This window comes from Nostoc sp., from assembly GCF_041747015.1.
Classification (GTDB): domain Bacteria; phylum Cyanobacteriota; class Cyanobacteriia; order Cyanobacteriales; family Nostocaceae; genus Nostoc.
On record NZ_JBGTFY010000145.1, the window covers coordinates 25,505 to 35,263 of the forward strand.

General features: G+C 41.4%; 7 protein-coding genes, 1 other RNA gene and 1 pseudogene. 4 read left to right on the forward strand and 5 right to left on the reverse strand.

Going from position 1 to position 9,759, the window contains the following annotated elements; all coding sequences use genetic code 11:
• The first annotated feature begins 408 nt into the window (after positions 1–408).
• Positions 409–1,866, forward strand: a complete 1,458-nt coding sequence (locus tag ACEW80_RS11390) for an efflux RND transporter periplasmic adaptor subunit (RefSeq protein WP_373526678.1) — start codon at positions 409–411, stop codon at positions 1,864–1,866.
• Between the two features lie 23 nt (positions 1,867–1,889).
• A complete protein-coding gene (locus ACEW80_RS11395) occupies positions 1,890–3,110 on the forward strand; it encodes an ABC transporter permease (protein ID WP_373526679.1) in 1,221 nt (406 codons plus the stop codon).
• Positions 3,111–3,630: 520 nt separating this feature from the next.
• On the opposite strand, the gene ACEW80_RS11400 is transcribed toward ACEW80_RS11395, so the two are convergent.
• The 4 genes and pseudogenes from ACEW80_RS11400 to ACEW80_RS11415 all read right to left on the reverse strand — a co-directional run bounded on the left by ACEW80_RS11400 (position 3,631) and on the right by ACEW80_RS11415 (position 6,459).
• The gene (locus ACEW80_RS11400) at positions 3,631–3,702 is read right to left on the reverse strand and encodes a hypothetical protein (RefSeq protein WP_373526688.1); all 72 of its coding nucleotides are present in this window, start codon (positions 3,700–3,702) and stop codon (positions 3,631–3,633) included.
• A 123-nt stretch (positions 3,703–3,825) separates the two neighbouring features.
• Complete coding sequence (locus ACEW80_RS11405; RefSeq protein ID WP_373526680.1) at positions 3,826–5,136, reverse strand: GTPase family protein; 1,311 nt, start codon at positions 5,134–5,136, stop codon at positions 3,826–3,828.
• A gap of 455 nt (positions 5,137–5,591) precedes the next feature.
• Positions 5,592–5,726, reverse strand: a pseudogene (locus tag ACEW80_RS11410) (ATP-binding protein); the annotation flags it as partial.
• A 31-nt stretch (positions 5,727–5,757) separates the two neighbouring features.
• Entirely contained in the window at positions 5,758–6,459 is a 702-nt protein-coding gene (locus tag ACEW80_RS11415) for a rhomboid family intramembrane serine protease (protein WP_373526681.1), read from the reverse strand.
• Between the two features lie 140 nt (positions 6,460–6,599).
• On the opposite strand from ACEW80_RS11415, the gene ACEW80_RS11420 reads away from it, so the two are divergent.
• Positions 6,600–8,729: a tetratricopeptide repeat protein gene (locus tag ACEW80_RS11420; protein ID WP_373526682.1), complete on the forward strand. Its 2,130-nt coding sequence runs from the start codon at positions 6,600–6,602 to the stop codon at positions 8,727–8,729.
• Between the two features lie 83 nt (positions 8,730–8,812).
• Positions 8,813–9,205, forward strand: a transfer-messenger RNA (tmRNA) gene (gene ssrA, locus ACEW80_RS11425).
• Between the two features lie 184 nt (positions 9,206–9,389).
• Here the strand turns inward: ssrA and ACEW80_RS11430 are convergent.
• Positions 9,390–9,626: a DUF5615 family PIN-like protein gene (locus tag ACEW80_RS11430; protein ID WP_373526683.1), complete on the reverse strand. Its 237-nt coding sequence runs from the start codon at positions 9,624–9,626 to the stop codon at positions 9,390–9,392.
• Positions 9,627–9,759: the final 133 nt, after the last annotated feature.

The following is a 9,759-nucleotide window of genomic DNA, read 5'->3' on the forward strand; positions in this document are numbered from 1 at the left end:
AGTCGCATTTTTAATTCCATGCACTATGGCAAAAATAACTATGAGCTTCCTTCCCGCCTGCCTTTTTGCACTAGTGGCTAAAGTCACCCATTCAGGTGAAGGCATACAGACACATAACACCTATTATGAAGTAAGATTAAGCAATTATGAAGCTAATTATGCGTCTAAGTGTTGATTTACTAATTTAATGAAGATTTAATCCCAAAATTTTAAAAACTACGTATTTTTGAGCCACTGCGTTGGTATTAGCTTAGGTAGTTCCTCTAAAAGTTTCCCCTTAGAGGAACTGCCAGAAGGGTTCCCCGGCTTGTCCCATGCGCGTCTCTGTTAGCAGAAGAAGCAAGTGGCGTACACTTACCCTCTAACTAAAAGCTGCTTCCACAAAGCAGGATTCATAGGCTTTTATATATGGCTACGCACATAGAAATTCCAGTTATTGGCAAAGTTAAGTATCCATTCCGCTGGCTGATGGGGCTGATAGCAGGGAGTGCCTTGGTTGTTGGTACAGTAACAACCTATACCCTGGTTAATCGAGGAACAAACAAAGAAGATATTGCTCGATTAACTGTCCCAGTTGCAGCGAAAAACGTTACGCTGCGGATTACAGCTAGTGGCAAAGTCGTGCCAGTTCAAAGCGTAAATATTAGTCCGAAGAACCCTGGAGTGCTGTCGCAATTATATGTGGAACAAGGCGATCGCATCCAACAAGGGCAAATTCTTGCTCGTATGGATAGTGCAAGCGTTGAAGCCCAAAAAAGTCAGTATCAAGCTAACTTAGCGCAAAGTCAAGCCCAGCTAGCCGAAGCCCTTGCTGGTAGTCGTCCTCAAGAAATTGCTCAAGCAAGAGCGCGATTAGCACAATCTCAAGCCCAGTTAGCCGCAGCTCGATCTGGTAATCGTCCCCAAGAGATTGCCCAATCTCAATCGCAAGTCGATGCGGCTCAAGCAAGGGCAAATTACACCAGTGAACAGGTAAAGCGTTACCAATACTTATATAAAGAGGGAGCAGAAAATAAACAATTACTCGATCAAGCCGTCAGCGAAGACAAAAGTGCTAGAGCCAATTTAGAAGAAGCTAAAAAACGATTTTCATTAGTCAAAAGTGGCACTCGGACTGAGGAAATCGACCAACGCCAAGCTGCTGTTAACGAAGCACGAGCAGCATTGGTTCTGTTGGAAGATGGCACCCGTTCTGAAGAAATTGCCCAGCGTCAAGCTGCTGTTGCATCTGCTGAGGCGCAATTGAAGGGTGTGCAAGTGCAGTTAGATGAGACGATTATTCGCGCTCCTCTTTCGGGAATTGTGACGCAAAAGTATGCCGATCCTGGTGCGTTTGTGACACCCACAACTTCTGCTTCTGCTAGTGCCTCGGCAACTTCCAGTTCAATTGTCGCTGTAGCCCGTGGTTTAGAAGTATTAGCTCAAGTTCCCGAAGCCGATATAGGCAGAATTAAACCGGGACAGCAGGTGGAAATTGTGGCCGATGCCTATCCTGATCAAGTTTTTAAAGGTCATGTACGCCTGATTGCTCCAGAAGCAGTGGTAGAACAAGGTGTAACTTCTTTCCAGGTGCGGGTTGCTCTCGATACTGGTACAGATAAACTGCGTTCTGGCTTAAATGCGGATCTGACTTTTTTGGGCGATCGCGTCAATAATGCCTTGGTATTACCAACGGTGTCAATCGTCACCGAAAAGGGCAAAACTGGCGTACTTGTACCAGATGAAAATAATAAACCCCAATTCCGCGAAGTTACCGTTGGGGCGCAAATCCAAAACCAAACTCAGATTTTAGAGGGAGTTAAAGAAGGCGATCGCATTTTTGTTAACCCACCCAAAGATTACAAAATCGATAAGGCAAAAGAATAAGATAATTCGTAATTATTTAAGATATGAATTTTTTAGAAAGTGTCCAAATGGCAGGGAAAACCCTACTATCAAATAAGTTGCGTAGCGCCCTCACTATGTTGGGTATAGTTATTGGTAATGCCTCAGTGATTGCCATGATTGGTATTGGCGAAGGTGGGCAAAAGTTTGTGAACAAACAACTGGAATCGTTAGGGCCAAATGTGCTGTTTGTGATTCCAGGTAATCGAGAAACTCAGCGTATCTCCTTTGAAGTACCAAAAACTCTGGTATTACAAGATGCTGATGCGATCGCTTCTCAGGTGCCAACAGTAGTAGGGGTTGCACCAGAGTTAAACAGAAGACAGGTAGTTATCTACCGTAATAAAAACACCGATGTTAACATCATTGGCACAACTCCTAGTTTCCTATCAGTGCGGGAATTTGAAACTGCTAAAGGCCGGTTTTTCAGCGAGGTAGACATCAAGCGAAGTAACCAAGTTGTTGTATTAGGTGGAGACTTAGCAGAAAAACTATTTGGTAATAGTAACGCCATCGGTCAGCAATTACGAGTTGGAAATACCAGCTTTCAAGTGATTGGCACGTTAATAGCCAAAGGTTCTAGTGTCGGTGCAGATTATGATGAAGCTGCCCTAATACCGATTACAACCTCAGCAAACCGACTTGTAGGAAAGAATTCTCCTTATGGTATTGCCTTAGATTATCTCGTCGCCGCCGCTCGTGATTCCGAGAGTGTGGATGCAGCAGAATTTCAAATTACTAATTTGCTGCGTCTACGGCACAAAATTAATGGTGAAGATGACTTTACTCTTCGCACCCAGAAAGATGCGTTGCAAACAGTCGGTCAAATCACAGGTGCATTGACAATTATGTTAGCAGCGATCGCTGGGATATCGCTGTTTGTCGGCGGCATTGGCATCATGAATATTATGCTTGTCTCCGTCACCGAACGCACCCAAGAAATCGGATTGCGGAAAGCGATCGGGGCAACTGAGCAAGATATTTTGCTACAATTCATCATTGAGGCAGTAATAGTTTCAGCAGCCGGTGGTCTAGTTGGGACTGCGGTTGGTATCAGTGGTATTTTGTTAGTGGGAGCCTTAACTCCCTTAGAAGCGAGTCTTTCTCCTGTAGCGATCGCAATGGCTGTTGGTGTTTCTGGCGGTATTGGTTTATTCTTTGGGGTTGTTCCAGCACGTCGCGCTGCTAAACTCGATCCGATTGTCGCGCTCAGAAGTGCTTCGTGATGAGAACTTGGCAAGGCGTAGGGGTAGCTTAATCCCCTAAATTGATTTGAGATGGGGAGATATTCACTAGGTAATTCAGTGACATACCTACACTGATGCAAGCATACAGTGTAGGCTTCTCAGTGACTCTTCATTGAAGACATTGACTGAGCTTTATTTTGAATCCACATCATGCCCTGGCGCAGATTTTGTAGCTTGCTTCCCTGAAAGGGTACAAGTACAAAAAGTATGTTCTTACCTTAGTACCGCTAGAATTTTACCCATTCACGGAGACGATGCAAAAATATCTATTCTTGAATGGAACCCCATATTCTAGATTTTCTTCGCGTTAGCGTCTCCCTTTGGGAGAAGGTCTAGTGTACGAGCAGCATTTTCAGCTTTCTTCGTACTTGTTGATAATACCATATTTCTATAGCAGAAATATAATGAATATGGGTCATGGTTCGACATAGCAATTAACTGTTTTGGCTACCGCCAAAATACATTAATTACTATATCTCACCACTCCCGCGCATTCATCTCACACCCCTAAGAGTGGGTGTGAGATGAATGCTGATTTCGCTAAATCACTTTGACTGGAGAAATCCAACAGCGCTTCAGCTAACTCTTCTAGTTGCGCCTACCCCAGAGTGCATCCGACTTGTCAATGAGTTGGTAGCTGAATACGGTGAACAGGTAAATATATAGTACATATTTACTAATTAGTAATTACGAATTATTTAATTCCCTTAAACCGTTCTTGCGCCGCCTGAAACGTTTGTTGCATTACAGCCTGAATTTTTTCTTGATCGGGTTTTTTACCCCCCATTAAATCACCAAAGTAAACGCAGGCTGCTTCCCCTAATGACCAAGTATAAGCAGCTGCCCAAGAGGCTGCGATCGCACTCCCAAAACCTGGTATAAATTTAATTAACTCCCGTGCAATTGCCTGTGCTAAAAAACCACCTGCGATCGCACTCACAACACCCCCCGCCTGAGATGGGGTAAGTGTCTGCCCATATAATTTTCCTAACAGACCTACCATCGAAACTTGCAAAGCAGTGAGTACGGGCATTGTAGCAAATGGCAGAGGTACAGCAGCGAGGGTTGCAGACATGATAGAAAATGGCAAAATATAACGGCGTGCAGCATCTCGGTAGAGGTTGCCAATTTGTTTACCAGCTTCTTCTTGATCCAATAGCTGATAAATTGCCTGAGCTTCTGCTTGTGGGAGTAATTCTGCTAAGGAATCTCGCAGCGCTTCTAAGCCATAAAATACCGGAGTATACTTATCTTCTTCTAAGGTAAAATCAATTAGTACAGAGCGATCGCTTATTCCTGCAAAGGCTTGCTGCATTGCGACAAATGTGCGGTTAACTTCAGGGTAATCTGGGGGATAGGCGGGATGATCGACGGTATCGGGAGGATAAACTTCATGCAAGCAGGTAACTACCAAGAGACAAGGAATGTTTGGATACTGCTGACGTAGCTGTTGAGCAATTTGTCGGAGCGTATCGGTTGCAAAATCATTGATTTTGACAGTCAGAAGCAAGATTCTGGCGGAACGAGTTTTCTGTTGTAAATCGCCAACTAACTCCTGAATAATAACCTGAGTATCTTGTTTAACATCACCCAGTCCCACCGTATCAGTAAAAATAAGTAACGGCAGATCATTGGAAGGATAGGCATAGCGCTGGGTGTGTTGCGTGTGGGGACGAAATCCCAGACCAACAATTTCGGCAGAAACTCCCGTTAATCCCCGGACAATTGAACTTTTTCCGGCTTGGGGTTTACCAATCAAAAGCGCTTCTGTGGTTGGTAGTTCGGCTCGGACTTTCTCTAAAATCTCTGTAACCTGAGTTTCGCTCACACTAAACCATTCAACAACCGTTTTTGCCAGTTGTTCTACAGGTAGGAGTTGGGTTAAGCGTGTTGTCGCATTGTTCCAGACACCAGCAATGCGATTTGTCCAGGAATTCTCGACCGATTTGGTAGTTGCTCCATCGGTCGGGTCACTCAATTGCTGAGAATCATCTTGCTCAGTCATTTTCATCAAAACGGTAGATACCTGTGTTTAATTCAGGAAACTTCATAGTGTTTAGGATTTGATTGTTGTTAAATCCACAAGAACTATTGACTAATTTTAGATCGATTCTCTAAAGGATAACCATCATCGTTAGTAATGTTGTGAACTTAGATGATCGCGTTTTTTAATTACATTACCAGAGAATATTCAGCAACTAAGGTTGCGATCGCCTCAATAAAACTTAATTTGTGATAAATGCCGGGTAGATTTGCTAAAATTTGTTGAGAATAACAAGTTTACGAGTCAGAAAGTTAGTTTACGAGTCAGAAAGTTAGTTTACGAGTCAGAAAGTTAGTTTACAAGTCAGAAAGTTAGTTTACAAGTCAGAAAGTTGATTTACGAGTCAGAAAGTTAATTTACGATGATTGCAGGCTGGTTGCATTTTATCCTGGCTCAGTTGCAGATACAATTTCCATTTCACTTTTGACCGAAAGCCCTAGATTAACAGTAAAGCTTGTACCCGATCCTTCTCCAGGACTTTCGGCTTGAACTTTTCTCCCATGCATCTCTACAACCTTACGCACGATCGCTAATCCTAAACCTAGTCCACCATCCAAAAATAGCTAAGTACCTAAAGAAAGTTTATCTCTTTAGACTCATGAATGCTGCACCAATTAATAATCCCACAACCTGCCCCCAAAAGACAACACCGGATTGATTTACACCAACAGGGGGAATATTTAAACTGCCAATACCATAAAATAACTGTTGCACAAACCACCAAAATACATAGAAAAATGCTGGAAGTTCGATAGGGATATACACAATTATTAGCGGCAGAATGGTATCAATTTTCGCTTTAGGAAACTTCATGATATATGCTCCTAAAATAGCTGCGATCGCGCCATTTGCTCCAATCAATGGTATTATCAAACTCGGTTCAGCCAGAATTTGTACTAGCCCTGCGATCGCGCCACTAGCCAGATAAAATCCTAAATAGCGTCTGTGTCCTAGAATATTTTCTACACTCTTACCAAAAACCCACAAAAATAGCAGATTTCCTAATATTTGACTAAAACTGCCGTGCAGAAATATTCCAAAAAGCAGTGCAAATGCCCGCCAAATTACAATTATCCAAGCAGCAGAGTTGTTGAAGAATAATGCATTTGTAATTGCCCCACTAATCTGCGCTGGAATCACACCCCAACTATTGACAAAATAGCCCAGTTCGCCACTAAATTCTAGTTTAAGTTCCCATAAAAATATGGCAATGTTAATGCCAATTAGCCAGTAATTAATAATCGGCTGACTCCGACAACGAATATTATCACTAATAGGAATCATATTGATTTGTCATTAGTCATTAGTCATTGGTCATTAGTTATTAGTTTTCTCCACCACTCCCTACTCCCCATTCCCTCATTCTCCCTTAAGTTGTGGCAAGATTGATATCAGATCGCATCGCACTTAACTAGGCAAACGAGATGCTGGGAAACACACTTGTTGGAAGATACCAAATTATTAGTAACTTGGGAGGTGGGGGTTTTGGTGAAACCTTTGTGGCTTGTGATACGCAATTACCTAGTTCACCTCAATGTGTCGTCAAGAAACTTAAGCCTCAAGCAAGCGACCCAGTAACTTTGGAGACAGCTAGGCGTTTATTTGATACGGAAGCACAAGTTTTATATAAATTAGGAACTCACGATCGCATTCCCCAACTATTAGCTTACTTTGAAGAGAACGCCGAATTTTATCTTGTACAAGAATTGATCGAAGGTCATGACCTGAGTCAAGAATTAACACCAGGTCAAACCTTAAGTCAAGACCAAGTAATTTTGCTTTTACAAGAACTTTTGGCTATCTTAGAATTTGTCCATCAACAGAATGTAATTCACCGCGATGTTAATCCCCGAAATATCCTCAGACGACACCCAGATGGCAAGTTAATCTTAATTGATTTTGGTGCAGTTAAACAAATTACTACTCAAGTGATTACTCCCCAAGGTCAAACTATCGCTACTGTTGCTATAGGTACACCTGGATATATCCCTGGTGAACAAGCTCATGGTACACCAAAATTAAGCAGTGATATCTATGCTGTGGGAATAATTGCTATTCAAGCTTTGACTGGGTTATCACCAGAAGAAATAGTAAAAGATGCTGAGACTAATGAAATTATCTGGCAGAATCAAGCCACGGTAACGCCAGAATTCGCTCAATTCTTAGATAAAATGGTGTGCTATGACTTTCGACAACGCTACCCTTCGGCAACGGTAGCATTACAAGCTCTGAAAGAGTTAACACAATCACCCAATCAGACAATAGCGTTAACTCCTCTTTCTCTACCACAGAAGATAAATAAACCTCAACCTAAAAAAGGTATATTGGGTAAAATTTTATTAGTAATATTTTTAATTAGTCTTAGCGGAATAGGAACAGTATTTATTTTCAATTACATTAATTCCAATAATGCCATAGAATTATCCAAACAAGGAAATACGCTTTTTGATTTGCAACGTTATCAAGACGCGCTAGCAGTATATGAAAAAGCAGTTAATATTAGACCAGATTATGCTCAAGGATGGAATGGTCAAGGTAAAACGCTATATGAGTTAAAAAAATACAAACAAGCACTAGCGGCATACGATAAAGCAATTCAAATTCAGCCAGATTATTTTGAAGCTTGGAGCGGACGAGGCTTTGTATTAGGAAGTTTACAGCGATATCAAGAAGCGATCGCTTCTTTTGATAAAGCTTTACAATTAAATAATGACAACTCGGAAGTCTGGAATGCTAAAGGTGAAGCTTTAAGTAATCTAAACCAATATGACCAAGCTATTAACTCTTATGAAAAAGCGATTGAACTCAAACCAGATAATTATCAAGCTTGGTATAAGAAAGGTTTAGCGTTACAGAATTCTAAACGATATGAAGAAGCGATCGCAGCCTATGAAAAAGTCGTTGAGTTAAAACCAGACTACGAACAAGCTTGGTACAATTGGGGAAATGTGCTAGTCAATTTGCAACGCTATCGAGATGCGGTTACAGCTTATGATAAAGCGGTGCAATATCAGCCAAATTATTATCAAGCTTGGTTATCAAGAGGTAATATACTGATTAATTTGCAACGTTATCCAGAAGCAATTAAATCTTTTAATCAAGTAATTAAATACAAACCTGGTAATTATGAAGCGTGGTATAACCTGGGTTGGTCGCTGCATCAAAGCCAACGCTATGAAGAAGCAATAGGAGCTTATAATAAAGCAGCAACAATTAAGCGAAATGACTATCAACTTTGGTATAATCTGGGAAATTCACAATACATATTGCAGAAATACGAAGATGCGATCGCATCTTATAATAAGGCAGTTCGTTATAAACCAGACCATTCTGAAAGCTGGTATAGCCGAGGTAATGCCCTATTAAATTTGAAACGCTATCAAGATGCGATCGCATCTTACAATCAAGCAATAAAATACAAGTCTAATTACCAACAAGCGATAAATGGGCGCAACCAAGCCCAAATTCAACTGCAAGCCGAAAAATCAAAGCCTGTAATTGTGCCAATACTGCCATTTCCTAATTCCACCAATCCACCACAGACGACACCCTAGTAGCCTGTCAAGTTTGATTTTAGCCAAAGATTTTTTGTCTGATCACACATTTCAAAAATCCCGTATTATAATTGATAGTGTATGGGTCCGTCACGGTTTCGACAGGTTGGCGAACGCTACTCTGTGATTCAGGTCGAGAGTGAGTCTCCTCTCGGAAATCAAAGGCTCGAAAAAAAAGTAAATGCGAACAACATCGTTAACTTTGCTCGTAAGGACGCTCTAGTAGCTGCCTAAAAAACGCCTCTTATAGGTTCGAGCGTCTTCGGTTTGACTCCGTTAAGGACTGAAGACCAAACCCCAACGGATGCTCTAGTAAGCGTTCTCTGGTTGGCTTGCTAGCTAAGATTAAATCAGAGCATCCTACGTTCGGGATAATGAACGATTCCCGCCTTGAGGGTCAGAAAGGCTAAACCTGTGAATGAGCGGGGGGTAAATACCCAATTTGGACAGCAGTTCGACTCTGCTCGGATCCACTAAAAATAGTTAACAAGTCCACCAAACACTGCAATGTGTAAGTGGACTTTGTTTTTATGGATGGATTTTGCAAATATACCTGGGATCAGAAATCGCGGCCACACAATCGCCTAATACCAATTTCAATAATCTTTGGGTTTACACCTATTCATTTCTTAAATTTAGATGTTTTCGCCAAAATCTTGTTCAATTGGCAGAACGCACCACACGAATTAGTTTTGCTTGTAAGGGTTCTGATGCAGTTATTGCTTCGTTAATCCGCGTTGCCATTTGATATCTATTAGTATCATTAGTACAAACAATAATACCCATATGGTTTGGTAAACGTTTATGTAATCGGATAAAATCTTGGCGATTGAGGGTGATAACAACCCGATTGTCACAGACTGCAAAAGTTAAAACATCTTCATCAGGAATCAGCAATTCTCATTTTGAAAAAAAATCAGAGAAAATTCCGTTACTTAAATAGAGAACTTGTGTCGAAGCATCATTTTTTGACAGATAATTATCATCCAACGTTGGCGATAGAGAGATTTTCAGAAAAATGTCCATGAAA

Bases quoted from the DNA above. Each gene is read 5' to 3' on its own strand.
- ACEW80_RS11415 (WP_373526681.1), bottom strand. From the start codon at position 6,459: ATGATTCCTATTAGTGATAATATTCGTTGTCGGAGTCAGCCGATTATT.
- ACEW80_RS11405 (WP_373526680.1), bottom strand. From the start codon at position 5,136: ATGACTGAGCAAGATGATTCTCAGCAATTGAGTGACCCGACCGATGGA.
- ACEW80_RS11420 (WP_373526682.1), top strand. From the start codon at position 6,600: ATGCTGGGAAACACACTTGTTGGAAGATACCAAATTATTAGTAACTTG.
- ACEW80_RS11395 (WP_373526679.1), top strand. From the start codon at position 1,890: ATGAATTTTTTAGAAAGTGTCCAAATGGCAGGGAAAACCCTACTATCA.
- ACEW80_RS11390 (WP_373526678.1), top strand. From the start codon at position 409: ATGGCTACGCACATAGAAATTCCAGTTATTGGCAAAGTTAAGTATCCA.